Origin of the sequence: Helicobacter sp. MIT 99-5507 (assembly GCF_003364295.1) — a bacterium.
In the GTDB taxonomy this organism is placed as follows: domain Bacteria; phylum Campylobacterota; class Campylobacteria; order Campylobacterales; family Helicobacteraceae; genus NHYM01.
This window is the reverse complement of record NZ_NXLO01000002.1, coordinates 338,952-363,472: the sequence shown is the minus strand read 5'-3', so window position 1 is coordinate 363,472 and position 24,521 is coordinate 338,952. Positions and strand designations below refer to the sequence as shown.

At 28.8% G+C, this 24,521-nt stretch carries 26 protein-coding genes; 13 read left to right on the top strand and 13 right to left on the bottom strand.

What is annotated here, in order from left to right; all coding sequences use genetic code 11:
* Positions 1 to 40: 40 nt before the first annotated feature.
* Positions 41 to 226, bottom strand: coding sequence for a hypothetical protein (locus CQA42_RS04350; protein ID WP_115583471.1), 186 nt, complete (start codon positions 224 to 226; stop codon positions 41 to 43).
* 195 nt (positions 227 to 421) lie between these two features.
* Here CQA42_RS04350 and CQA42_RS04345 point away from each other — a divergent pair, with 195 nt between their 5' ends.
* The 13 genes from CQA42_RS04345 to CQA42_RS04285 all read left to right on the top strand — a co-directional run bounded on the left by CQA42_RS04345 (position 422) and on the right by CQA42_RS04285 (position 12,487).
* On the top strand, positions 422 to 1,579 hold the full coding sequence (locus tag CQA42_RS04345; protein WP_115583470.1) for a peptidoglycan DD-metalloendopeptidase family protein: 1,158 nt from the start codon (positions 422 to 424) through the stop codon (positions 1,577 to 1,579).
* Between the two features lies 1 nt (position 1,580).
* Positions 1,581 to 2,144 carry an NUDIX hydrolase gene (locus CQA42_RS04340; RefSeq protein WP_147289256.1) on the top strand — a complete coding sequence of 188 codons (564 nt, stop codon included), beginning with the start codon at positions 1,581 to 1,583 and terminating at the stop codon, positions 2,142 to 2,144.
* A gap of 1 nt (position 2,145) precedes the next feature.
* Positions 2,146 to 2,658 (top strand): TlpA disulfide reductase family protein, encoded by a 513-nt coding sequence (locus CQA42_RS04335; RefSeq protein ID WP_115583468.1) that lies wholly within the window; start codon positions 2,146 to 2,148, stop codon positions 2,656 to 2,658.
* Positions 2,659 to 2,669: 11 nt separating this feature from the next.
* Positions 2,670 to 3,521: a signal recognition particle-docking protein FtsY gene (ftsY, locus tag CQA42_RS04330; protein ID WP_258865559.1), complete on the top strand. Its 852-nt coding sequence runs from the start codon at positions 2,670 to 2,672 to the stop codon at positions 3,519 to 3,521.
* On the top strand, positions 3,521 to 4,852 hold the full coding sequence (radA, locus tag CQA42_RS04325) for a DNA repair protein RadA (protein WP_115583466.1): 1,332 nt from the start codon (positions 3,521 to 3,523) through the stop codon (positions 4,850 to 4,852). Before ftsY ends, radA begins: the two co-directional genes overlap by 1 nt.
* A 67-nt stretch (positions 4,853 to 4,919) precedes the next feature.
* Positions 4,920 to 5,456: a 50S ribosomal protein L25/general stress protein Ctc gene (locus CQA42_RS04320; protein ID WP_115583465.1), complete on the top strand. Its 537-nt coding sequence runs from the start codon at positions 4,920 to 4,922 to the stop codon at positions 5,454 to 5,456.
* 3 nt (positions 5,457 to 5,459) lie between these two features.
* Positions 5,460 to 6,047, top strand: a complete 588-nt coding sequence (gene pth / locus CQA42_RS04315) for an aminoacyl-tRNA hydrolase (protein WP_115583464.1) — start codon at positions 5,460 to 5,462, stop codon at positions 6,045 to 6,047.
* Positions 6,048 to 7,100 (top strand): LptF/LptG family permease, encoded by a 1,053-nt coding sequence (locus tag CQA42_RS04310; RefSeq protein ID WP_115583463.1) that lies wholly within the window; start codon positions 6,048 to 6,050, stop codon positions 7,098 to 7,100.
* A gap of 122 nt (positions 7,101 to 7,222) precedes the next feature.
* The gene (locus tag CQA42_RS04305) at positions 7,223 to 7,750 is read left to right on the top strand and encodes a type II secretion system protein (RefSeq protein ID WP_115583462.1); all 528 of its coding nucleotides are present in this window, start codon (positions 7,223 to 7,225) and stop codon (positions 7,748 to 7,750) included.
* A gap of 65 nt (positions 7,751 to 7,815) precedes the next feature.
* Positions 7,816 to 8,817, top strand: a complete 1,002-nt coding sequence (gene argC, locus CQA42_RS04300) for an N-acetyl-gamma-glutamyl-phosphate reductase (protein WP_115583461.1) — start codon at positions 7,816 to 7,818, stop codon at positions 8,815 to 8,817.
* Positions 8,807 to 9,532: a metallophosphoesterase gene (locus CQA42_RS04295; RefSeq protein ID WP_115583460.1), complete on the top strand. Its 726-nt coding sequence runs from the start codon at positions 8,807 to 8,809 to the stop codon at positions 9,530 to 9,532. The genes argC and CQA42_RS04295 overlap by 11 nt, the downstream gene beginning before the upstream one ends.
* 72 nt (positions 9,533 to 9,604) lie before the next feature.
* Complete coding sequence (locus tag CQA42_RS04290) at positions 9,605 to 11,983, top strand: response regulator (protein ID WP_115583459.1); 2,379 nt, start codon at positions 9,605 to 9,607, stop codon at positions 11,981 to 11,983.
* Positions 11,984 to 11,998: 15 nt separating this feature from the next.
* A complete protein-coding gene (locus tag CQA42_RS04285) occupies positions 11,999 to 12,487 on the top strand; it encodes a chemotaxis protein CheW (RefSeq protein ID WP_115583458.1) in 489 nt (162 codons plus the stop codon).
* Positions 12,488 to 12,771: 284 nt separating this feature from the next.
* Here CQA42_RS04285 and CQA42_RS04280 read toward each other — a convergent pair whose 3' ends face one another.
* From CQA42_RS04280 to CQA42_RS04225, 12 genes are all read right to left on the bottom strand, one after another.
* Positions 12,772 to 13,722, bottom strand: coding sequence for a transaldolase (locus CQA42_RS04280; RefSeq protein WP_115583457.1), 951 nt, complete (start codon positions 13,720 to 13,722; stop codon positions 12,772 to 12,774).
* A gap of 12 nt (positions 13,723 to 13,734) precedes the next feature.
* Positions 13,735 to 14,355: a phosphoserine phosphatase SerB gene (gene serB, locus CQA42_RS04275; protein ID WP_115583456.1), complete on the bottom strand. Its 621-nt coding sequence runs from the start codon at positions 14,353 to 14,355 to the stop codon at positions 13,735 to 13,737.
* A gap of 7 nt (positions 14,356 to 14,362) precedes the next feature.
* Positions 14,363 to 15,343, bottom strand: a complete 981-nt coding sequence (gene tilS, locus CQA42_RS04270; protein ID WP_181881496.1) for a tRNA lysidine(34) synthetase TilS — start codon at positions 15,341 to 15,343, stop codon at positions 14,363 to 14,365.
* Positions 15,318 to 16,640, bottom strand: a complete 1,323-nt coding sequence (gene rimO / locus CQA42_RS04265; protein WP_115583535.1) for a 30S ribosomal protein S12 methylthiotransferase RimO — start codon at positions 16,638 to 16,640, stop codon at positions 15,318 to 15,320. The genes tilS and rimO overlap by 26 nt, the downstream gene beginning before the upstream one ends.
* Before the next feature lie 5 nt (positions 16,641 to 16,645).
* Positions 16,646 to 18,997, bottom strand: a complete 2,352-nt coding sequence (gene lon / locus CQA42_RS04260; RefSeq protein ID WP_115583454.1) for an endopeptidase La — start codon at positions 18,995 to 18,997, stop codon at positions 16,646 to 16,648.
* 15 nt (positions 18,998 to 19,012) lie between these two features.
* Positions 19,013 to 19,651, bottom strand: a complete 639-nt coding sequence (gene bamD, locus CQA42_RS04255) for an outer membrane protein assembly factor BamD (RefSeq protein ID WP_115583453.1) — start codon at positions 19,649 to 19,651, stop codon at positions 19,013 to 19,015.
* 9 nt (positions 19,652 to 19,660) lie between these two features.
* The gene (gene carA / locus CQA42_RS04250; RefSeq protein WP_115583534.1) at positions 19,661 to 20,797 is read right to left on the bottom strand and encodes a glutamine-hydrolyzing carbamoyl-phosphate synthase small subunit; all 1,137 of its coding nucleotides are present in this window, start codon (positions 20,795 to 20,797) and stop codon (positions 19,661 to 19,663) included.
* Between the two features lie 29 nt (positions 20,798 to 20,826).
* Positions 20,827 to 21,378 carry a DUF507 family protein gene (locus CQA42_RS04245; RefSeq protein WP_115583452.1) on the bottom strand — a complete coding sequence of 184 codons (552 nt, stop codon included), beginning with the start codon at positions 21,376 to 21,378 and terminating at the stop codon, positions 20,827 to 20,829.
* A 61-nt stretch (positions 21,379 to 21,439) separates the two neighbouring features.
* Positions 21,440 to 22,537: an alanine--glyoxylate aminotransferase family protein gene (locus CQA42_RS04240; RefSeq protein ID WP_115583451.1), complete on the bottom strand. Its 1,098-nt coding sequence runs from the start codon at positions 22,535 to 22,537 to the stop codon at positions 21,440 to 21,442.
* A gap of 142 nt (positions 22,538 to 22,679) precedes the next feature.
* On the bottom strand, positions 22,680 to 23,204 hold the full coding sequence (locus CQA42_RS04235; RefSeq protein WP_115583450.1) for a hypothetical protein: 525 nt from the start codon (positions 23,202 to 23,204) through the stop codon (positions 22,680 to 22,682).
* A 100-nt stretch (positions 23,205 to 23,304) separates the two neighbouring features.
* The gene (locus CQA42_RS04230) at positions 23,305 to 23,559 is read right to left on the bottom strand and encodes an FkbM family methyltransferase (RefSeq protein WP_115583449.1); all 255 of its coding nucleotides are present in this window, start codon (positions 23,557 to 23,559) and stop codon (positions 23,305 to 23,307) included.
* Positions 23,560 to 23,576: 17 nt separating this feature from the next.
* Positions 23,577 to 24,509, bottom strand: coding sequence for an FkbM family methyltransferase (locus tag CQA42_RS04225; RefSeq protein ID WP_115583448.1), 933 nt, complete (start codon positions 24,507 to 24,509; stop codon positions 23,577 to 23,579).
* Positions 24,510 to 24,521 lie beyond the last annotated feature (12 nt).

Here is a 24,521-nt window from a genome sequence, read left to right as displayed (position 1 = left end):
TGCATATTGCTATTTTTCCAAAATCGTCATAATATATGATTTATTTAAAAGAGTTTGATATTTCTTTCAAAAAATTATCAATACTGCGTTCATTTGATTGAGATGATTTTACATCAGCAAATATTGAAACATTTGAGTTTTTATAATCATATATATAAAAAAACACAAAAACAACTCCATATAAAAATACCAAAAATGCCAATGAAGGAAAAACCCAATCTTTCATCTCTTAAATAGTCCTACTAATTTTATACTGCATTATAGAGTTTAAAAACTTAAAAAAATAAATAGGCTATAATCATGCTAAATTTATTATTTTAAGTATAGATTCTAAGCATTTGTTAAAAATAATTTTTAATTGTATAATTTAAAACTCTAAACAAACCATTATTATATGAATCTAAATATTATGAGGTAAGATTTGGTAAATATAAATAAAATTATTTATTTAATAGCATTATTTGTTACAACATGTTTTGGGGCTACAAGTTCAAATCAAGTCTGGGGAAAAGGATATACATTCTTAAAATTTTTAGAAACATATAATATTCCATCAAATGTATATTGGGATTTATATCCAGAAGACAAGGAGCTAACAGCAGAAATTTATGCAGGAGTTAGATATTACACTCTAATAGATGATAACAATACCTTGCTTCAAGCATTAATCCCACTAAATGATGAAACACAAATCCACATAACAAAAGATGATCAAACATATAAAGTTGATTTTATACCTGTTAAATACTTCTCATCTACCAATTCCATAGCACTATCTATACAAAAATCACCATATCAAGATATAGTAGATTTAACAGGTGATACAAATCTTGCAAATGAATTTGTAAATACATATAAAAACACTATAAACTTTAATAGAAATGTCCTAAAAAATGATAAATTAGCATTGATTTATCATTCCAAATATAGACTTGGTAGAATCTTTGGCACTCCAGATATTAAAGCTTCATTGGTAGAAACAAATGGAATACCAAATTTTTTATTTGCATATAGCGATGGAAAATACTATGATCAAAATGGAAATGGAATAAGTCGATTATTGTTTAGAACACCAGTATCAAACGCTAGAATCTCATCAAGATTCTCATTAAATAGAATACATCCTATATTAAAAGTCAAAAGACCTCATTATGGTGTTGATTATGCAGCTCCACATGGCACAAATGTAAAAGCAGCAGCCAATGGAAGAGTGATATTTGCTGGCACAAAAAGTGGATATGGAAAAGTTGTTGAGATCTCCCATGAAAATGGATTAAAAACACTATATGCACATTTAAGCAAGATTAATGCAAAAAAAGGACAAAAAGTGCAAACAGGACAAATAATAGGAAAAGTAGGCAATAGCGGACTTAGCACTGGATCGCATCTGCATTTTGGCTTATATAGAAATAATAAACCAATAAATCCACTATCAAATATAAATTCTAAAAAAAGTGTATTAGCAAAAGAGCAAAAAGAAGAGTTTTTAAAATTAGCAAAACAATATGAGGAACAACTAAAAATAGCCATAATAGATAATCTGCATAGTAAAGCTCCTAGCTATTTTGCATCAAATTAATATGGCGATAGATAAATCAAGTATAAAATTATATGATTGCAAGGATTCAAAATATATCCAAATAAAGCAAATGTCATATATTGAAAATGGTATCAGTAAAACTTGGGATATAGTAAGTTCTCATGATAGTGCATCAATACTTATTCATAATATAGATAATAATTCTATAATAATTGTAAAACAATTCCGCCCTGCAGTATTTTTAAGAAACAATAATGGCTATATGTATGAATTATGTGCAGGACTAATAGATAAAGAAAATAAAACAATTGATGAAATCATAAAAGAAGAAGTATTAGAAGAATGTGGCTATTATGCAGAATCTGTTACAAAAATAGCTGAATTTTATTCATCTGTTGGCACAAGTGGTAGCAAACAAAGTGTATTTTATACAGAAGTAAAAAATAGCCAAAAAATCGCGAGTGGCGGTGGAATAGATAATGAATGTATAGAAATCATAGAAATCAAAGTAGATGAAATGCAAGACTTTCTAAAACAAGATAATATAACTCCATCACTTGGATTCTCATTTATGTGGTTTTTATCAAATAAAAAGGCAAAATAAAATGGCTAAAAAAATTATAGTATTAATATTTATATTATTTTTTATCATTGGATGCGATGAAAATAATAAAGAGCAAATAACAATCAATCAAGGAAAATACTCATTAATTAGCCTAGATTCTAATGAAATAACATTTGATAAAAAAACAAATCTATTATCACAGAATCATAATAAACCTTATTTGTTGGTATTTTTAAGCACTTGGTGTGATTATTGCCTAGGACAAGCACAACATATAGCAAATATACAAGAAGAATTTGGTGATAAAATAAATATCTATGGAGTTTTTTTAGATAAAGATGAAAAAGAAGAAGATTTAAAAAAATTTGTAAAACAATCAAATACAACATTCAAATGGTTTTACAAAGGTGATATAGCAAATCTAATAGATACTTACAATATAAAAACTCTTCCATTTATTTTATTTTTTGATAAAAATGGTAATTTGGTAATGAGCTACAATGGCATAACACCCGAAGAAATGATAACTTTTGATATTAAAAAAATGTTATAAAAGGATTTTTAGTGTTTTCTTTTTTTAAAAATATTGGACGACCAAGCGAAACAATCACAAAAGATTTACTTGAAGAGCGACTAATTGAGAGTGATATAGAATATGAAATCGTAGAAAAAATATTAGATTCTCTTGGCAATAAAATAACAAGAAATGAGCTGGAAGTAGTTTTAATTAGTTTATTAAAAAAAGAAAGTTTTTATGACAATCTAAGCATAAGAAAAATAGATTCTAAACCTTTAGTATATTTGATAATTGGCGTTAATGGTGCTGGCAAAACAACTACTATAGCAAAACTAGGAAATATTAAAAAAAATGAAAATAAAAAAGTCATATTTGGAGCTGGAGATACTTTTAGAGCTGCTGCATCATCACAACTTTGTGCTTGGGGAGATAAGCTAGGCATTCATTGTGTTAGCTCAAAATTTGGTGCAGACCCATCATCAGTAGCATTTGATACGATAAATGCAGCAAAAGCAAGAAATATAGATATTGCGATAGTCGATACTGCAGGGAGATTAGATAATAAAATAAATTTAAAAAATGAGTTAATAAAAATATCAAATACTTGTAAAAAAGCATTAGATAATGGTGATTTCTATAAGATTCTAGTTATAGATGGTACACAAGGCACACAAGCAATAAATCAAGCCAGAATCTTCAATGAAGCACTAAGTATAGATGGCATAATCATCACAAAGATGGATGGAACAAGCAAAGGTGGAAGCTTACTTAGTATTATCTCAAATCTTAGATTGCCTATACTTTATGTTGGTATTGGCGAGGGTAAAGATGATTTTATAGAATTTGATGTAGATTGGTATCTAAAAAATCTACTTGATTATATATTTTCTAAAAACTAATGGCAAAAAAACATATCATATTTGAATGTCAGCATTGTGGAGCACAAAGTCCAAAATGGTCTGGTAAATGTGTAAATTGCGGTGCTTGGGATAGCTTGATAGAAATCAAACAAAAAGATTTAGAAGTATTAAAAAATATAGATTCTTCAAATTTAACAAAAGCAATTCCCATAAAAGATGTAGAAATTGATATTGTTGCAAAATTTAGCTCATTAGAAAAAGAATTAGATATAGTATTAGGTGGTGGAATAGTAAAAGGTGGGCTGTATTTGATAGGTGGAAGCCCAGGAGTTGGCAAATCTACATTACTTCTAAAAATGTCTATAAATCTATCCAAAAAACAAAAAATATTATATGTAAGTGGTGAAGAAAGTGCATCACAGATTCGACTTAGGGCACAAAGACTAGGCGACATAACAGATAATTTATATTTATTAAATTCAATTAGTTTAGAAAGCATTGAAGAGAATCTAAGAAAAAACAATTTTGATATTTGCATTATTGATAGCATTCAAACTATTTTTAGTGAAAATATTAGCTCTGCTCCAGGGAGTGTGTCACAAGTAAGAGAATGCACATTTACTCTCCTAAGACTTGCAAAAGAATTACAAATTAGTATTTTTATCATAGGACATATAACAAAAGAGGGTTCTATTGCAGGTCCTAGAATCTTAGAACACATGGTTGATTGCGTGCTTTATTTTGAAGGCGATCCAAGCAAAGAGATGAGAATCTTACGGAGTTTTAAAAATCGTTTTGGTGCTACAAATGAAATAGGTATATTTGAAATGTGTGAAAATGGATTGGTTAGTGCCAAAAATACATCAAAAATATTTTTTAATAAACAATCTTTAATGCCTGGAAGTGCAATTAGTGTGATTTTAGAAGGAAGCAGACCAATAGTATTAGAAATTCAAGCTTTAGTAAGTGAAAGCACTTTTCCTAGACGATCTGCCACAGGATTTGAGCTAAATAGGTTAAATATGCTTTTGGCTTTGCTAGAAAGAAAGCTAGATTTTCCATTTGGACGATATGATGTTTTTGTAAATGTTGTAGGCGGGCTTAAAATAAATGAAACTGCCACAGATTTAGCGCTTATATCTGCAATCATCTCATCATTCAAAAATCGCCCACTTAGCAAAGATAGTGCATTTATTGGTGAAGTAAGCCTTGTAGGCGATATAAGAGATGTTGGAAATATTGATATGAGATTAAAAGAATTAAAATCCTATGGATTTAGCAATATTATATTGCCAAAAAAGCCAAAAAATACATATGGGCTAAAAATTTTTGAAGCCCCTGATGTAACAAAACTATTACAATGGATGTAACTTAAACTTTATTTTTGCTAAAAACATATATAATGCAAACTTTTATTTAATAAAAAAAGGAAGAAATATGTTAGATGGAATTATTAGAGAGAGTATTTCGAAGTCTATAAACAAGGCTTTAAGGAACGATGGCTATCTAATTGCAAACATTTATGGAAAAGGTGTGCAAAATATTCATTGTGCATTTAAGAAAAATGATTTTATTAGAGCAATAAAAGCAAAAAGTAGTATCGTTTTTCAAGTAAATGTTGGCGGAAAAGTGCTAGATGTAGTTGTGCAGGAGTATCAAAAAGATCCTGTGACTTCTGAAATCTTACATGTTGATTTATTATTAGTCCAAAAAGGTATGCTAACAAACTTTAAAATACCTGTCATAGCAGAAGGAAATGCTATTGGTATAAAAAATAAAGGTATTTTATTATTCTCAAAAAAGAGAATTTCTGTAAAATGCAAACCTGAAGATTTAGTAAATAGTATCAAACTAGATGTAACAAATCTTGATGTTGGTGATGCTATTTTAGTTAGAGACTTGGAAGAGTTGCCAAATATTAAAATTATAGAAAAGCCAAATGTAGCTATTATTGGAGTTATAAAGGCAAAATAAATCTTGAAACTCATAGTAGGATTGGGAAATCCAGGTATTAGATATGAAAATACTAGGCATAATGTAGGATTTATGGCAATTGATTCCTATATAATCAATTCCTACCTACAAAATGCCAAGAATCTACAAAATATAAAATCTACAAAAGAAATAAAATTTCAATCTCATTTTTTTAAAATTGATAATATTATTTTTGCAAAACCACAAACCTACATGAATCTCTCCGGTGAGGCAATAGAAAAAATAGTAAATTACTACAAAATAAAAGATATATTAATCATACATGATGACTTGGATTTAAGCCTTGGAGCAGTAAAAATAAAATTTGGTGGCAATAGTGGTGGGCACAATGGATTAAAATCAATAGACAATCACATAACAAACAAATATACAAGAATTAGAATTGGCATAAATCACCCTCGTGATGTAAATGGCTCTACAAATGTAATAGATTATGTTTTGCAAAAATTTAGTAATGATGAATTAGAGATTCTAAAAAAAGTATTTCAAATAAGTAATCATGCAATAGAATCTTTTATAAATAATGAAAGTCTGCTAGATTTACAAAATAAATACAATAAAAGAGTATAAATGCTTATTAGATTTGTAGGGCTTATTTATCTTAAATTTATAATTATCATTTTTATTGCTCTTTCTATGTTTTTTATAGGCATTGATATACTTAAATATTCTAATAATCTTCCAGATTCTGCGAATCTATTTGTATTATTTTTAGCTTATGATTTTTTGTATGCGCTAAATTATACATTTCCTATATCTACGATACTTGCTTCTATTGTCGCATTTATCACATTAATAAAATCAAATCAACTAACAGCAATACTCTCTATTGGATATTCAAAAAAGCAAATTTTATTTCCTATTTTATTTATTGCAAGCTTTTTAAATCTATGCTACATAGGGTTAAATGCGACACCTTTTGTTTATGCTGAAGAAAAAATTGATAATATCATACAAAGAGGCGGAATAAGCGATGCAAAGAATGATATATTAGTAAAATATAATAATGATTATGTATATATTGGTAAAATCTACCCAATCTTGCAAATTGCAGAAAATATAAAAGTATTTGAAACAGATGGGTTAATATTAAGACAATTTATACAAGCAAATAAAGCACAATTTGATGGCACTTGGTGGAATCTTCCTACTGCTAAAATCACTACAATCCCACAGAATCTAGAGTTTAATAAAAGCAATTTAGTCACTACAAATGTAGAAAACTATCAAATATTAAAAAATTTTAAGCCAAAGATTCTAGATACCATCTATCAAAATAAGCCAACTGTCTCTATCATCGATGCATTTAATACATTGTTTTTATTACTAGAGCAAGATTCAAATACGCAAAAAATAAGATCGATTTTATATTCATTTATAACCATACCTCTTGTAATACCATTTTTGATAATCATTATTTCATACTATACGCCTGACTTACTTAGATACACCAATCTTGCAAGACTTGGATTTTTATTTGTTTTGTTTTGTTTGGTTGTTTGGGGAGTATTTTTCATGCTTACAAAATTATCAATTAGCGGATTTTTGATACCTGAAATTGGAGTAATCATTCCTATTATTTTATTTATCTCTATCTCTATATTTTATTATAGAAAAATATAAAATAATATGGTTAATATTTCGTTTATTTTTCTAGTTTTTAAGAAATAATAAATAAAAATATGTTAGCATTCTGTTTACTTTTACTTTAAAAAGGTTCAGATTAATCATAATTAGGAGATAAAATGAAAAGAAGTGGATTTTCAATGATTGAATTAGTATTCGTTATCGTTATCTTAGGAGTTTTAGCAGCTGTTGCGGTTCCTAGATTTGTTACAACAAGGACAGATGCACAAGTTGCGATGTTAAGAAGCGATATTGCTTCTACGCTAAAGGCAATCCCTGCAAGAATCTTTGCAGAAAATATCGACCCTACAGCAAGTACACCTAATGGATACAGCTCTTGGGGTGAGTGGATAATAGATACAGGCGGACTTGATAGGGGTAGATGGGCTGCATCAGCAATTGGAGGCAAAAGTGGTGTAGGGCCATTAGATACACATAATGGTACTTGGTGTGTATCATCCAATCAACCGGGCATAATATATATAGACGAGAAAGGCAATCTAAATTTTAATCCAGAGACTATAGGCAATGCTACAGGAGCTGCTACTTCATATTCATCAACATTGTGCAACTCTCTAAAAGCTTCTTATCCAAGTGGAAGCAATAGAGTTATCCCACTTGCTACAACTGGTGCTGTAAAGTTCTAAAAATTAAATTCAAATCCCCTTATAAATTTTGGCTAGAATCTAAAAAATAAAAATAAGGGGATGAAATGATACCTATTGGAATTATTGGCGTAAGCGGATACACAGGGTTAGAACTAATCAAACTTATAATAAATCATCAATTATTTGAAATCAAATACCTAGCAAATACGACAGGTGGCACAACTCTACATAAAATACATAAAAGTCTAGTTTCAGTAACAGATGATATAAAAATAGAAAATATTAATTTAGATTCTATTAAGCAATGCAAATTGGTTTTTCTTGCACTTCCACACGAAGAATCAATGAAAATCACCCCAAAGATTCTGGATTCTGGAGTAAAAGTCATTGATTTATCAGCAGATTACAGGCTAAATGAAGAAAATTTCAATAAAACATACACAAAACATCAAGATATAAAAAATCTCAAAATAGCACAATATGGACTAATTGAGTGGAATAGAAAAAATATAAAAAATGCAAATCTAATAGCAAATCCAGGTTGCTATCCTACGGCAAGTTTGCTTGGAATCTTGCCATTTGCAGAATTTATAGATGGAAGCATATTTATTGATGCAAAAAGCGGAGTAAGTGGAAGTGGGAAAAAACCAAACGATAATACACATTATCCAAATATAAATGATAATATATTTAGCTACCAACCGCTAAATCATAGACATCAAATAGAGATTGCTCAAAAATGCCAAGATTTTACAAATATGGTTATAAAAATCAATTTTATACCGCATTTAAGCCCATTTACACGCGGTATGCTAGTATCAATATTTGCAAAATTAAAATATGAAATAAATCCATTAGAAATTCTAAAAGAAAAATATAAAGATGAAAAGTTTATAAGAATTAGAGAATTCCCTGTCGATGTAAAAAGTGTCTGTGGAACGCATTTTTGTGATATATTTGCAAAAGCAAGTAAAAATGATTTGTATATCAATACAAGTATTGACAATCTATTAAGAGGAGCGAGCTCACAAGCTCTAGCGTGTGCAAATCTAGCTCTTGGACTAGATGAAGATGTAGCATTGCCAAAGGTCGCTTATGTCCCTTGAAATAAATGATGATGCTATTTTTATAGCAGATTCTCATATCCAAAAAAATAGAGATGCGTTGATATATAAATTAAACAATCTTAATGCAATAACACAAAAAAACCCAAGTCAAATTATATTTCTTGGAGATATAGCAAATTTATTAGTTGGTGGAATAAAAAGTAGTGAAAAAATAAACGAAGAATTAATAGAATGCATAAAGAATCTAAAATCACAAATTATATATTTTGAAGGAAATCATGATTTTAATATCAAAAACATATTAGATTCTGCAAATATAAAAGTAATACCTAGAGATATGCAGCCAGCAATAGCACATTATAAAGACAAAACACTCTTGCTTGCTCATGGAGATATTTTTATCAATAAAAAATATGAATTTTATATAAATACAATAACTTCAAAAAAAATGATTTTATTTCTTGGTTGTTTAGATTCTGTTAGTAAAGGTAAAATATTTAATATCATAAATAATAAAGTAGTAGCAAAGGAGATAAAATATCCTTATAATGCAGATTCTATAATCAATAATAGAATCTCTATCTATAAAAATTATGTAAAATCATTAAATACAAAGATAGATATAATTATAGAAGGTCATTTTCATATAGGTAAAATTATAAAAGAAAAAGATTTTATATATATAGCTATGCCATCTTTTTATCATGATGCAAAAATCTTTAATATATATAATAAAAAATTTGAAACGTTATAATACTAAAAATATATAGGATTCAATAAAAAAAAGGTAGAATCCAAAATTACACTCGCGCACAAGGTAAAGCTTATGGACGAAATGCAAGAAATATTAGAAGATTTTCTCATAGAAGCGTTTGAGATGATAGAGCAATTAGACCAAGATCTAATTGAACTTGAAAACAATCCAAAAGATTTGGATTTATTAAATAGAATCTTTAGAGTAGCACATACTATAAAAGGCTCTAGCTCATTCTTAAATTTTGATGTTCTAACAACGCTAACACATAATATGGAAGATGTTTTGAATAAAGCAAGACGAGGTGAATTAGTCATCACTTCAAATATTATGGATGTTGTATTAGAATCGATAGATTTAATGAAAAATATATTAGTGCTAATTCGCGATACAGGAAGTGATAAAAATGGAGTTGAAATAGATTCTGTTGTAAAAAAACTTCAAAATATATCAAAAGGCGAAGATAACCAAAAAGAAGAATCTAACACAATAGAATCTAGCACAATAGAAGAAAAAAAAGTAGAAGAAGTAAAAGAAGTTAGCAATGAAACTAATAGCAATGTAGAAGAGAAAAAAGTAGAAAATAAAGAAGAAGACAATCTAGACTACTCTGCATTAAGCGCAGAAGAAATAGATAAAGAAATAGATAGATTATTAAAACAAAGACAAGAAGAAGACAGAGCAAAAAGAGCTGCAAAACTAAAAAATAATGATGAAAATAAAGATACAAGCAAACCTGCACAACAAACATCTAATACGCAACAAGTATCTAACACAAAACAAATAAATCAAAATACAAAAAAAGTAGATAATGCTGTAAGCACAAGTATAGAACAAACTGTAAGAGTTGATGTAAAGAGACTAGATCATTTAATGAATCTAATAGGTGAGCTTGTGCTTGGAAAAAATAGATTAATAAGCATATATGATGAAGTCGAAGAAAGATATGATGGGGAGCAATTCTTAGAAGAGTTAAATCAAGTTGTATCTAGCATAAGTATTGTTACTACTGATGTTCAACTAGCAGTAATGAAAACAAGAATGCTACCTGTAAGCAAAGTATTTAATAAATTTCCAAGAATGGTGCGTGATTTAGCAAGAGATATGGGTAAAAATATAGAGCTTGTTATAAGTGGTGAGGAAACAGAGCTAGATAAATCTATCGTGGAAGAGATAGGAGATCCATTAGTTCATATCATTAGAAATTCATGTGACCATGGAATAGAAAGCATTGAAGAAAGAGTCAAAAAAGGAAAAAGTAAAGTAGGAAAAATAGATCTTAAAGCATATAATGAAGGTAATCATATAGTAGTTGAGATAGCAGATGATGGAAAGGGGTTAAATCCAAATTTTCTTAAACAAAGAGCATTAGAAAAAGGCACGATAAGCGAACGTGAAGCTGATACCATGACAGATAAAGATGCATTTGGCTTGATTTTTAAAGCTGGATTCTCAACCGCACAGGCGGTTACAAGTGTTAGTGGTCGTGGTGTGGGAATGGATGTCGTTAAGACAAATATAGAAAAATTAAATGGAATGATAGATGTAGAATCAGAAATTGATAAAGGAACTACGCTAAAGCTTAGAATCCCGCTTACATTAGCTATTATTCAAGCACTTATAGTAAGTGTGCAAGAAGAATATTATGCAATCCCACTTGGTTCTGTATTAGAAACTGTTAGAATCAATCAAAATGAAATATATATGGTTGAAGGAAGAAGTGTATTAAGGCTAAGAGATGAGATACTTACGCTTGTAAGATTAGTTGATATATTCAATGTTGATACACTTCTTAAAAATTCTGATGAATTATATGTAGTAGTAATTGGACTTGCCGCAAATAAAATCGGAGTTATTGTTGATTATTTAGTCGGACAAGAAGAAGTTGTTATAAAATCTCTTGGTTATTATTTAAAGGGGACAGAAGGTATTGCTGGTGCGACAGTTAGAGGTGATGGAAAAATTACATTAATTGTTGATGTTGCAAGTATGATGCAAATGGCAAAACGTGTAAAAGGCTCTGTAAGCAGTCTTCAAGAAGATGATATAAACAAAGAAAAAACACAACCTAGCGATTATATAGTATTAGCTGTTGATGATAGTCATACTGATAGAACTATCATAAAACAATATCTAAAACCTCTTGGTATAACTATACTAGAAGCTACAAATGGCATTGATGCTTTGGAAATCATTAAAAATGGAGACAAGCATATCGATGCAGTATTAATTGATATAGAAATGCCTAGAATGGATGGCTATTCGCTTGCAACAGAAATTAGAAAATACAATAAATTTAAGCAATTACCACTTATTGCAGTTACAAGCAGGTCTTCAAAAACTGATAGAATGCGTGGTGTAGAATCTGGAATGACTGAATATATTACAAAGCCATATTCAGCAGATTATTTAATAAATGTTGTTAAAAGAAATATAAACTTCAATTTATAAGAAAAAGGCAGCAAAATGAGTGACAAATTAAAAGAAATACTACAAAGACAAGTTAAAAAAGAAGTAGAAAGAGAACCAGAAGATATACTGCAAGTTGTAGGTTTTTTAATTGGCAATGAAGAATTTGCTGTCCCTATTTTAAATGTACAAGAAATAGTAAAACCTATAGAATATACTAGAGTTCCAGGGACTCCTGATTATGTACTTGGAGTATTTAATTTACGAGGAAATGTTTTTCCACTAATAGATTTAAGAATGAAATTTGGGCTACCTGCACTAAAAGTCAATAAAGATACTAGGTATATTGTGATTAGATATAATGATGAAATTGCGGGGTTTATAATTGATAAACTAACAGAAGCTACAAGAATTAATGAAGCAGATATTGATCCTACGCCAGAAACTCTACACGAAGAAGCCAATTTAGTATATGGTGTAGGAAAACAAAAAGACAGATTGATTACTATCTTAAAAGTTGAATATTTACTAAAAAGGGCTTTTTAAAGTTATATGATTTTACATAAATAAAAAGATTATAATCTAATTTTTGGAGGGGTTGCTTAATATAATCTTACTAAAATGTTATATATAGGGTTTTAGTCTACATCGTTGTAAAAATACCACCATATACTTTAAATTGGCTTCTTTGTATATATCAATTAATATAACTTGAAGTATTTTTGTTAATACTTCATTTTGTCTTTCGACAAAGAAATTATAAAAGAAAATCATCAACTATTTGTTAAGATAATATTTAAAATATATTTAATTTTATAAAAATTAAAACATTAGCATATATGCTCTAGCATATCTTCAAAGCTGCATTTAAAGGCATTTAACCCATCATCTAGTAGCTCTTTACTCATAGATTCTAAGTCAAATTTTGCTAAATAAGAATCTATATTATCGATTGGAGTTATTATATTTGCATTACTTTGCATAAAAGCTCGTATCGTATCAAGTGGTGCAGTATTTATACTATTTTTAAATAACAAATTAGATATATAATAATCTTTTGCAATAAAATCATCTTTTACCCCGGTAGAGGCAAATAATGCACGGATATTTGGATTATCAAAATTTTGTATAATATTGTAACAATTAGTAGCATTATAGATTCCAAGCAATGGATTTGAATCTTTTGTCTTATTTTTCATCTCAAGCATCCGATCAAATCTAGATACAAAAATACTAAGCACGACTTTTTTAGAATCTGCCTTAAAATTACCAATAGAATCTAGTGCTTTTTTAGTTTGAGTTTTTGAAAATAATAATGTAGCATTGATATTTATACCGCTTTTATAAAGTTCGCTCATCACTTCAAATCCAGATTCATTTCCAGGGACTTTTATCATCACATTTGGCATATCTATTTCTTTAAAAATTCTTCTTCCCTCATCAATACTCTTGCTTGCATCATCGCATAACATTGGATCAATCTCAATACTTATAAAGCCATCATTATTATCCCTCTCCCAAATTGGGAGCATAACTTTTGCTGCTTTTTTAATATCATAAAATGCAAGATTCTCATAAATCTCTTTTGCGCTTTTACCATTTAATCTATCTTTATCTTTTTTATATGCATTACTTTTTAAAATAGCATTTGCAAAAATACTAGGATTGCTTGTAGCTCCATAAATAATATTATTATCCAAAAGCTCTCTAAAAACAGAATCTATAAAATCCCTCTCTATAAAATCACACCACAAACTAAATCCACTTGCTCTTAAACTCATATTTTTACCTTTTTAAATAAATTTTATAATTTCTCTTAAATCTTTAGTATCTATAATAATATTTGCTTCTTTTTTTAACACTTCTTTTGCACAAAATGCAACTCTCTTACCTGCATATCTAAACATAGATAAATCATTTGCACCATCACCAACTACAATAGTATCTTTGATGCTTACTCCAAGCAATCGCTGCAAAGTTAAAAGCATTTTACCTTTAGAATCCACAAACATCATTTCACCGCCAACTTCACCATTTAAGATTCCATCATTTACGCAAAGAATATTACTAAAATCTGCATCAAGCCCTAAAATCTCTCTAAAATAAGTAGTAGCAAATTTAAATCCACCACTAAAACACACTACTTTATATCCCCTATTTTTAAGCTCTTTTATAATATCTTGTGCGCCATTTACAAGAGGTAAGTTCTCACAAACTTCAACTGCTAAGCTCTCTTTCATGCCATTTAATAACCTTACTCTCTCTTTTAAACTAAAATAAAAATCTCTTTTACCTTCCATCGCATTTTTAGTAATATCTTGCACTTCTTTAAAAACACCATATGCTTTTGCAAGCTCATCAATTGTCTCGCCATCCATCAAAGTAGAATCAAAATCAAAAACTGCTAATTTCATAAAATCCTCACAAAATACTTTCTATCAAAGGTCGAATCTTTGGCGGAATTCCTCTTATTCTAAAAGATTCTCTAATCTTTTTTGAATGCTTATATCTTATATCATTTTTTGCAACATAAATATCAAAAGAATTATTATCAATTACAATTTTTGATGCAGTAATGCAAGAATAATTACTTTTTACAATCTCATCTCGCTGTTTGCTTGATATGACATAACCAAGTTTTTTTGCACAAATATCGATATTGTGTAAATTTATATGATTTTCTTTTTTTGTAAAAAAATATATATTGTCATTTAAGTTATGAATCTTGGTTTGTCCATACAAAATCTCATATTCATTTTTTAATAAATTTAGTGATTTTTTTATGCCATTTTCATATTTTTCCATCAAATGATTTGAAAAATTTTTACGAAAATAATTCCTTAAATACATTTCATCATCATTACTTTTATCAATAAAATATTTAATATTATTTGTATATAAAAATTCTAGAATCTGCCTTTTTGAGGTATTAAAAAATGGACGAATGATATTAAAATCATCTAGCTTTGAGATTGCATCAAAACCAAGCAAAGAATTTAGTGCACAACCTTTTGTAAATTGCATCAAAAACCACTCCAATCTATCATTTAGATGATTTGCAAGGATTAGATTTTTATAGTTATGTGACTTTATGATTTTTTTAAAAAAATCTATTCTAAAAGTTCTTGCATTTGCTTCAAAATTGCTATTAAATTTTGGAGATTTTATATCAAAAATTTTTTTATTGTATTTTTTTGCTAGATTCTTTGCATGGGCTACTTCAAGCTTAGAATCTTCTCTTATTTGATAATCAATAATTGCAATATCAAAATCAATTCCAAGATTTAACAAAACATAAAACAAACAAGTAGAATCTACTTGAGCACTAAAGCCAAGTAGATTTTTAGCAGATTCTAAATAAGAAATACCCTCTAAATCAAAGTTTTCTAATCGCTTTGCCAAGTAAATATCCATCTTTTAGACTATCAACTTTTATCGTATAATAACCTGCCTTAAGTGGTGAATCTGTAAGATTCTCATTTATTAGTATTTCACCATCTATTTCCCTATCCCATTTTATGTCTCTAGCAGAAAATAAAAACTCACTTTCTTTTGAGATTCCATCTATGATTGCGTCAAATTCCTTGCCAACATAATTTTGAAATTGCTTTTTTTGCTGCTCTTTTATGATTTTATTTATAGTGTTTATGCGTTTATTTACAATTTTTGAACTAACTTTATTGTCCATAGTATGTGCTTTTGTGCCTGCTTCACTTGAAAATGCAAATACATTAATCCTATCAAATGTAAAATCACTAACAAAATCACAAAGCTCCAAAAAATCACTCTCACTCTCGCCTGGATGTCCTAAAAGCAAAGTCGTGCGAATGAAGCTGTCTTTTGTGTTTCTCATTTTTTCTAGTAATTTTATATGATCTTTTTTATTTGCTCCTCGCTTCATAATCTTAAGCATAGAATCTGAAATATGCTGAATTGGCATATCAAAATAATTTTGAAAGATTGAAGATTGCGCTATCCTATCTATCAATTCAAATGAAGTGCTAGATGGGTATAGATATAAGATTCTAGCACTTCTAATCCCCTCAATCTTTTCAACTTCACCAATTAGCTCAATTAAAGCATCCTTTTTGCCAAGATCACGCATATAAGAGCTAGAATCTTGTGCAATAAAACTAAAATCTTGATAGCCAATTTTTAATAAATTTTTTATTTCTTTTATACAGGATTCTATACTTCGTGAATAAAGCTTGCCTTTAAATAATGGAATAGCACAAAAACTACATTGTTGATTGCAACCCTCACTAAGCTTGACATAACATTGAATATTAGAGCCTGTTATAATCCTAGTTTCATCATCTATTAAAAAAGTAGAATTGCTTTTTATAATTTTATTTTTTTTGGAGAGGTTATTAATCATTTCATCAATTTTATTATAATCCCCTACACCTGTTATTATATCAATCTCTTTTATTTCACTTTTTAATTCATCTGCATATCTTTGAGATAAACAGCCGCTTACTACCAAAATGCTATCTTTTGACTTTAATCTTGCAACTTCTAGAATCTTATTTATGCTCTCTTGCTTTGCACTTTGGATAAACCCACAAGTATTTACTATAATCACCCCTGCATCAATTGGGGAATCTACTAGTTTATATTCACTAAGCTTACCAAGCATTACCTCGCTATCAACTAGATTCTTATTACACCCAAGAGAAATCAAACAAAGCGTTTTCATAAGCATTATTTTACCAATGCTTTATCTAATACTTCTTCAATCCTACTAACTGGAAAAATCTTTAATTGTTTTAATACCTCATTTGGAATCTCATCTAAATCTCTTTTGTAATTTTTCTCTGGTATTAACACACTTTTCATTCCAGCTTTATAAGCTGCAATTAACTTTTCTTTTAGCCCACCAATAGGCAAAATATCACCTGTTAGAGTAAGCTCGCCTGTCATTGCGATTTTTGAATTTACCTTTTTATCTAAAAACACAGAAGCAATGCTAACAGCCATAGAAATCCCTGCACTTGGTCCATCTTTTGGAGTAGCACCCTCTGGAACATGTATATGAATATTGTATTTATTATAGATTTGCTCTTTTGCTTTGCTTTTCTTATCAATCAAAAATTTATTGACAGATAAAGCGATCTTTGCAGATTCTTTCATAACATCACCAAGATTTCCTGTTAGCTCCAAAGCACCTTTGCCAACAATCTTTATTGCCTCAATCTTTAAGACATCGCCACCTACACTAGTCCAAGCCAAGCCATTTACAACACCTATCTTATCAACACCTTTTGTGCTTTCAATCTCAAATACAATTTTATCTAGGTAGTTTTTAAGATTATGCGTTGTAATACTTACTTTTTTATTACTATCTTCTAGAATCTCTCTTGCACTTTTTCGCATAATCTGTGCTATTTTTTCCCTTAATTTTCGCACACCTGCTTCTCTAGTATATTTTTCAATGATTTCTTTTAATGCATTTGTATTGATACTAAATTCTGTATTTGCAATACCATGTTTTTTTAATTCTTGAGGAATGAGATATTTTTTTGCAATCTCTAATTTTTCTTGCGGTGTATAGCTATAAAGCTCAATAAATTCCATTCTATCTCTAAGTGGAGCTGGAATCTGTGATATATCATTTGCTGTGGCAATAAAAATAATTTGTGATAAATTGATATTAAAATTAGCATAGTAATCCCTAAATGCCACATTTTGTTCTGGATCTAATATCTCTAATAAGACAGAAGTTGGATCTCCTCTATAGCTTTTGCCAACCTTATCAATCTCATCTAAAACAACAACTGGATTCATCTCCTTTGCATCAATCAATCCTTGCACGATTCTACCTGGCATCGCACCCAAATAAGTTCTCCTATGCCCCCTAAGCTCATTTACATCCTCTAATCCACCAAGTGCGATTCTAATAAGAGATCTTTTTAGTGCCTTTGCTATAGAATTTGCAAGTGAAGTCTTACCAACACCTGGAGGTCCATAAAAACAAAGGATAGTCCCTCTATTTTGAATGCTCTCTTTTCCTCTAAGTGCTAATAGCTCTTTTACTGCAAAATATTCACAGATTCTTTGTTTTGGTTTAGCTAAAGAATAATGATCAGAATCTAGTTGCTTGCTAACTGCATTAATAGACATTTTTTTTGTAGAAAATTTACCAAATGGAATTTCTAGCATCCATTCAATATAATTTTGTATCATGCTAGATTCTGAGCTATCTTGGTGCATTCGAGATAATCTATCAATTTGCTTTTTTATTTCTTTATAACCATCAACATCAATGTGTGGCTTGATAGATTCTAGTTTTTTGTAATAGGCTTCTATTTCTTCATTTTTTTGATTATCAATTCCTAGCTCTTTTTGAATCTGCTTTAACTGCTCTTTTAGGTAAAAATCTCTATTGATTTTTTCAACTTTATTATTGACTTTTGTTTTGATTTCTTTTTGGAGTTTTAGTGCTTCTATTTCTTCATCAATATAGCTTATAAGCAAGATCAATCTATCAATAGTATTGCTACTTGCATAGATATTATAAATCTTATTTTTGGAGATTCTAAGTGTAGAGAGTATCGTATCTACCATTCTATTTGGTTCATAAGATTCTATTGTCTTTAATAAATCATTCGGAAAATATGGTAATAATTTTGACATAACATCAATTCGCTCATTTAATAAAGCTAAAGTAGCATTTAGTTTTATTGGATCATGTGGGTCTGGTATGATTAGATTAATAGTTCCCATCAATGGACCTTCACTATCAATGCTAAGTATTTTTGCTCTTGAGACGCCTTGAAATAAAAACTTTATCTTTCCATTTGGAAGAGATACTTTTCGCATAATATTACCTACTACGCCGACATCGTAAAAATCATTTTGTTCATCACTTTCAATATCGATATCTTTTGAAGTAGTAATAAAAATGACATTATTTTCTTCTTGTGCCTTTGATAGGGCATTTATACTTGCTTCATCATTTATAAATATTGGAGTAATTGTAGATGGATATATAAAAGTGCTTTCATCAATCAATATTGGCAAATTTATTGGGAATGTTATATTATTCAAGTTAATATCCTTTTGTTTTAATTACCAGCTAAATATCTTGACATACCAAGGAATATGGGAAGGAGTGAATTCTATATCTTGCACGCCTAATTCATTATTATATTCTTCATATTTTTCTTGTGCTTCTTCTTTGTCTTTTATATTATAGATTCTAATTATTTCATTATTCATTTCTAATTTTGAGAGTTTAAAACTTGTTAGTATGTGATTAATATATGGCATATATTTATTATTTTGATTAAGAATTATAAAATGATTAATATCGCTAATATTATCATCTATAAAACCTTGATCTTTACTATAATTACTAAATGCATAAAAATTAGTCTCTATTCCAAGTAATGCGATATAATCAACATTATTTACACTACTAAAGCGAGTTTTATACTCATTTACAAAAAAGCTAGCAAGTAAATGTTCTTTATCATCAATATGAGCTTTTATGAGCATGAGCAATGCCTCACCAAGCAAAGGTGAAGCCGAATGCTCACTTGATAATGAATTATAATAGCTATCAGCTAATTCTAGATTTCCTTCGCTTATTGCAATAATCAATCTTTCATACCAAAATGACGCTGGTTTATTAAACTCTTCATTTACATGTTTGCTGCATGCAGAAAAAAATACTATAAATATAATACTAAATAAAATAGATTTCATAAATCTCCACTAATTTGTATTTGCAACCATATCAAAGAAATCTTTAAATACCTTATTTGCTTCTTTTGGACCTGGGCTTGCCTCTGGGTGATGCTGCATGGATATAATCGGAAAATCTTTATATCTTAATCCTTCTATCGTGCCATCAAATAGATTTTTATGTGTGATTATTGCTATTTTTTCTATAGATTCTGGTAATGAATAAATATGATTTTGTGATGTTATTTCTATTTGTTTTGTTTGCATATTTTTTACAGGGTGATTTGCTCCGTGATGCCCAAATGGTAATTTATATGTTTCATATCCAGAAGCAATCCCAAGAAGCTGATGACCTAGACAAATTCCTAGCATTGGAATCTTTACTTTTATTAACTTTGATATTTCTTTTATTGCTTTTTTTAATATTTTTGGATCTCCAGGACCATTTGATAAAAATACTCCGCCAATTTCTTTATTTTTGAATCTTTCAATAAGAATATCTGCATCAAAATCATATCCTATCACTTCGCACTCTAGCCCTACACTGCTAAGCTCATTTAAGATGTTTTGCTTTATGCCAAAATCTATCGCAACGATTTTCTTTTTAAACCTTGGTTTTCCATAGGCAAAATTACTAAACTCAAATATGCTTTTATTGTGGATTTTTGATTTCTTTGAACTAATATTTGCAATATAATCGATTTCACTAATTTTTGGAGATTTTTCTAAAATATTTTTTAGCTCCTCTATGTCAAAAATTTCATTAGAAATAATTGCATTTAGTGCACCAAATTCACGCACAATTTTTGTCAAAAGTCTTGTATTTATATTTGAGATTCCAATGATATTGTGTTTTTTAAGATAATTTCCTAAAGATTCTTTTGCTCTAAAATTTGAGTAAAAATCATTGTAATTTCTTATAATTATTCCATTTACATGAGGCGTATTTGACAAAGATTCTATATCATCATCATTTACACCAACAATACCTATTTCTGGCATACAAAATATTACAAATTGCCCTGCATAGCTTGGATCTGTTAGAATCTCTTGATAACCAGTAAGCGAAGTATTAAATATTATTTCACCCACTTTAGTCCCATTTGCACCAAAGCTAAGTGTCTCAAAAGTCATGCCATTTTCTAAATATAAAATTGCTTTATTCATCATTTATAATCCTAAAAGCACTTTATGTATCACAAAAATCCCTGTTTTTTTAGTTCTTCTTCATACATTTTCTCAAATACCAAATCATATTCCTCTGTACCAACTAAAAGCTTCTTTTTGTAATTTTTAATTCTCTCTATAACATTTTCTTCTATATCTCTATATGATTTAGCATAAGTATTTATTGATTTAAATATAAGATTTTTAATCATCATCTCAGATACGCTAAAATTAATAACGCTTGTATCAATGAGTTCATCCATTATCTTATGTGATAAATTGCTATACCTATCATCCCAAGATAAGATAAAAGATTCATCATCAGCAAATTTTTTCTTAACCATAGAGAAAAATCTCCTATCATCTACACCATTACTCTCTATCATATCTATATTTTCATCAACAAAATGCTTAGCTTTTTCTTCGATAGCTAATTCTTTATTGATATTATCTTCTAAATATTTACTTGCTATTTTAATAATATCTTTGTCATTTGTTAGAATCTCAACATAATTAGCATTTACTAAATCTCTTGCAATTTTATCAGCAATATACCGTATGTGTGATACTTTTAACCTCATAATCAAATGCTCTCTTAATCAAATATTTGTTGTGAAATTGTAGCAATACTTTTATAAAACTTCAGCCTTGCTTGAAATAATTTTCTAAAAATACTTTACTTGCATTTCCATCAAATTTTCTTATATTAAGATCATTTAGTGTTAGCTCTATAGCATTTACAACCCACAAAGCTTCATTGATTGGAATAATTCCCATATGATTTATTCTAAAAATACTATCTTTTAACTTATCCTGCCCACCTGCAATATTTACATAATATTTCTCTTTTAATATTTTTCTAATCTTTAGAGAATCTTCATTATAAATCGTAGTCATCGCTAAAGCTGGATTTTTTGGATATATTTTTAGATTTAGAGATTTTAGAGATTCTCGTGTTGCAATAGCTCTTTGTTTTGTCTCTTTATAAATATCTTTTATATTTGCTATCTCAAAATATTTTGCAAGTCCTATTATGATTGTCGTAGGTGATGTCCAAGCAGTCGTATTTTTTCTCTGATTTTTTAACTCAGTTTTTAGATTGAAATAAAATCCAATATCATTTTTATCAATCAAATCAAGTGCTAAACCTGATAATCCAATAATAGCCATACCAGGAGGAAGCATAAAAGCCTTTTGAGAACCACCTATTAAAACATCTATATTTGTAGTATCAATTTCTTCTACGCCAAGGGCGGTTATAGCATCAACTATAATTACTATATCTTTATTAATCTCTTTTGCCACTTTTGCTATAGATTCTACATTATGACGCAAACCACCAGCACTCTCACACATTTGAATACAAATAGAATCTATTTCATTATCTTGTTTTAGAATATTAGCAATTTCATCACTATTTGGAGCAGTATCCCAATCATTTAGAATCTCTACAAATGGCATATTATAAACTTTAGCGATCTTTACAAATCTCTCACCAAACTTACCACTATTAATACATAATGGTTTTTTGCAAAAAGTCCTAATGCTTGCTTCCATAGCACCACTACCACTTGAAGCAAGCATTAATACATCTTGCATATTCATTAATTCTATTAATTTTATTCTACAAAATTCAAAATAACTCTCAAACTCTTTTGTTCTATGATGAAGTGTAGGAATAGCCATAGCTTGACGAATAGATTCTGGTATTGGTGTCGGTCCTGGTGTAAATAATAACATCGTATTTCCTATTTATAAATATTGATTGCAGTAAATTAGGGATTCTAACACAAAAATTAATTATTAAAATAAAAAATAAATCTAAATTGAAAGAAAATACAAAATTAGATTTACCCAAATAGTCTGGGCAAATCTAGTTAGATTAAAACATATACATATATCTAAGAGAAACTACGGACAATCCACTTCCAATCGCAACTTCTACTCTATGAGTATTAGCAATATTTAAAGAGCCGCCAATATGTCCATCAAGATATATAGAATTAAGTGGATACCAACCATCTTTATTTAGAGCATTTATATAAACAAGTCCAAGACCAGCAAATGCACCCCAATTATATATGCTATTTGGAGTAAATTCTATAGTCCAATCTGCACCAGCACCAATTGCCATAAGATTATAATCAGTATTATAAAAACCACCGCCATATCGTCCAAAGCTGATATTTCCAATACCCCTTACACCATGTCTAAAACCTGCAAATTGCCAAGATTCTTTAAAATAATGCTGATATCCACCAATAACACCTACACTAAAATCAGTAGTGCCACCAAAACCAACTTCAGCACCTAAAAAACCTTGTCCTTGTCCATACATTTTATCAACACCAAAAGAGCTAGAAACAAGCCCAAATACAAATAAAATGCTAAATAGTATTTTTTTCATAAATTTACTCCGTAATTTTTTTTAAAAAAAATATTATAACAAATATTAATAATATTATCTTTACAAGGATCTTCCATCTATTTGACTAGAATCTTATAAACTAATTTACACCCAAAGGAATAAAAAACATTACAGACTCAATTAATCCTTGTGAATAATGTCTAAAATAGATTCTATAATTTTTATAAAGGCTAAGAATATACTGCGGAATAGTATAAAAATCACTTATACCATGATAAACAGAGATGGCAAGGATGGGATGATAATGTTTTATTATTTGTTGCATTCCAAATAAAGCATGCAATTCTTCACCTTCAATATCTATTTTAATAAATATTGATGAATAATTTAGCATTGCAGTATTTTTAGAATCTAATGATTGCTCGCCCCCCCCCTATCTGTATTGTTATATTGATATACATTAGAATCTAAAGATAAAAAAGAATCTAGAGCAACTATATCAATCTTTTCTCCATTTTTATTTTGTGTAATTTTATTGCTTGACCCGCTATCTTGAGAAATATAAATAGTTTTTCTTTCTTCTCCTACACCATATTTATGGAGAAATACATGTGGATATTTTTTTAAATTTTCATGTAATTGTGAAAAATTCTTACTTTCTGGTTCAAAACAATGAATACTTGAATAACATAGATTTCTTTTTATAAATTCTAAACTTGTTTCTCCATGATATGCTCCAATATCTACAAAAATCGAAATATCTTGATAAGAAATAAAATTCTCAAAATATTGCATATCAGGTGTATATTCAAAATTTTCTAAAAACTTCAAATCACTTGAGTATCTAAAATTACAACATTTCTCAAATGCAATTTTAGAATCTTCATCATAAAGGAGATTAAAAATATCTTGATATTTTTCATTATTTTCTTGTATATCATGTTTTGCGTCACATATAGTAAGAGGGTTGCCTTCTATATCTTTATTTACAAATTCCACTTGTTTTATAGGAAGATTACTATATTTTGCAAAGCTAAAATAGTCCAAATTTATTAATCCAAGCTTTAATAATCTTTTTTTGATATTTATTGCTTGTGAAAGCACTACACAAGAGACTATAAGAGAATCTTTAGGCAAATCATTTAATCGTAATATTGGGATTCCATTAAAATACTTCTCTTGTGTAATATCATTAATATACCCATCTATATCATTATTGAGTGCCTTAGCGATACTTAAAGCATAATCATTTGTTCCAAATAGAAATCTTTTTGTGCCTTTATGTAAGAAATCTTTACAAAATTGTTTTGCTCTATAATCAATAGTTTCCTTGTAGATTTTCATAATATTCCTCAA

Excerpts from the sequence above, each read along its gene's own strand:
- CQA42_RS04350 (WP_115583471.1), bottom strand. The coding sequence starts at position 226 with ATGAAAGATTGGGTTTTTCCTTCATTGGCATTTTTGGTATTTTTATAT.
- CQA42_RS04340 (WP_147289256.1), top strand. The coding sequence starts at position 1,581 with ATGGCGATAGATAAATCAAGTATAAAATTATATGATTGCAAGGATTCA.
- CQA42_RS04335 (WP_115583468.1), top strand. The coding sequence starts at position 2,146 with ATGGCTAAAAAAATTATAGTATTAATATTTATATTATTTTTTATCATT.
- radA (WP_115583466.1), top strand. The coding sequence starts at position 3,521 with ATGGCAAAAAAACATATCATATTTGAATGTCAGCATTGTGGAGCACAA.
- CQA42_RS04320 (WP_115583465.1), top strand. The coding sequence starts at position 4,920 with ATGTTAGATGGAATTATTAGAGAGAGTATTTCGAAGTCTATAAACAAG.
- CQA42_RS04310 (WP_115583463.1), top strand. The coding sequence starts at position 6,048 with ATGCTTATTAGATTTGTAGGGCTTATTTATCTTAAATTTATAATTATC.
- CQA42_RS04305 (WP_115583462.1), top strand. The coding sequence starts at position 7,223 with ATGAAAAGAAGTGGATTTTCAATGATTGAATTAGTATTCGTTATCGTT.
- argC (WP_115583461.1), top strand. The coding sequence starts at position 7,816 with ATGATACCTATTGGAATTATTGGCGTAAGCGGATACACAGGGTTAGAA.
- CQA42_RS04295 (WP_115583460.1), top strand. The coding sequence starts at position 8,807 with ATGTCCCTTGAAATAAATGATGATGCTATTTTTATAGCAGATTCTCAT.
- CQA42_RS04290 (WP_115583459.1), top strand. The coding sequence starts at position 9,605 with ATGGACGAAATGCAAGAAATATTAGAAGATTTTCTCATAGAAGCGTTT.
- CQA42_RS04285 (WP_115583458.1), top strand. The coding sequence starts at position 11,999 with ATGAGTGACAAATTAAAAGAAATACTACAAAGACAAGTTAAAAAAGAA.
- CQA42_RS04280 (WP_115583457.1), bottom strand. The coding sequence starts at position 13,722 with ATGAGTTTAAGAGCAAGTGGATTTAGTTTGTGGTGTGATTTTATAGAG.
- serB (WP_115583456.1), bottom strand. The coding sequence starts at position 14,355 with ATGAAATTAGCAGTTTTTGATTTTGATTCTACTTTGATGGATGGCGAG.
- rimO (WP_115583535.1), bottom strand. The coding sequence starts at position 16,640 with ATGAAAACGCTTTGTTTGATTTCTCTTGGGTGTAATAAGAATCTAGTT.
- bamD (WP_115583453.1), bottom strand. The coding sequence starts at position 19,651 with ATGAAATCTATTTTATTTAGTATTATATTTATAGTATTTTTTTCTGCA.
- carA (WP_115583534.1), bottom strand. The coding sequence starts at position 20,797 with ATGAATAAAGCAATTTTATATTTAGAAAATGGCATGACTTTTGAGACA.
- CQA42_RS04245 (WP_115583452.1), bottom strand. The coding sequence starts at position 21,378 with ATGAGGTTAAAAGTATCACACATACGGTATATTGCTGATAAAATTGCA.
- CQA42_RS04240 (WP_115583451.1), bottom strand. The coding sequence starts at position 22,537 with ATGTTATTATTTACACCAGGACCGACACCAATACCAGAATCTATTCGT.
- CQA42_RS04235 (WP_115583450.1), bottom strand. The coding sequence starts at position 23,204 with ATGAAAAAAATACTATTTAGCATTTTATTTGTATTTGGGCTTGTTTCT.
- CQA42_RS04230 (WP_115583449.1), bottom strand. The coding sequence starts at position 23,559 with ATGCTAAATTATTCATCAATATTTATTAAAATAGATATTGAAGGTGAA.
- CQA42_RS04225 (WP_115583448.1), bottom strand. The coding sequence starts at position 24,509 with ATGAAAATCTACAAGGAAACTATTGATTATAGAGCAAAACAATTTTGT.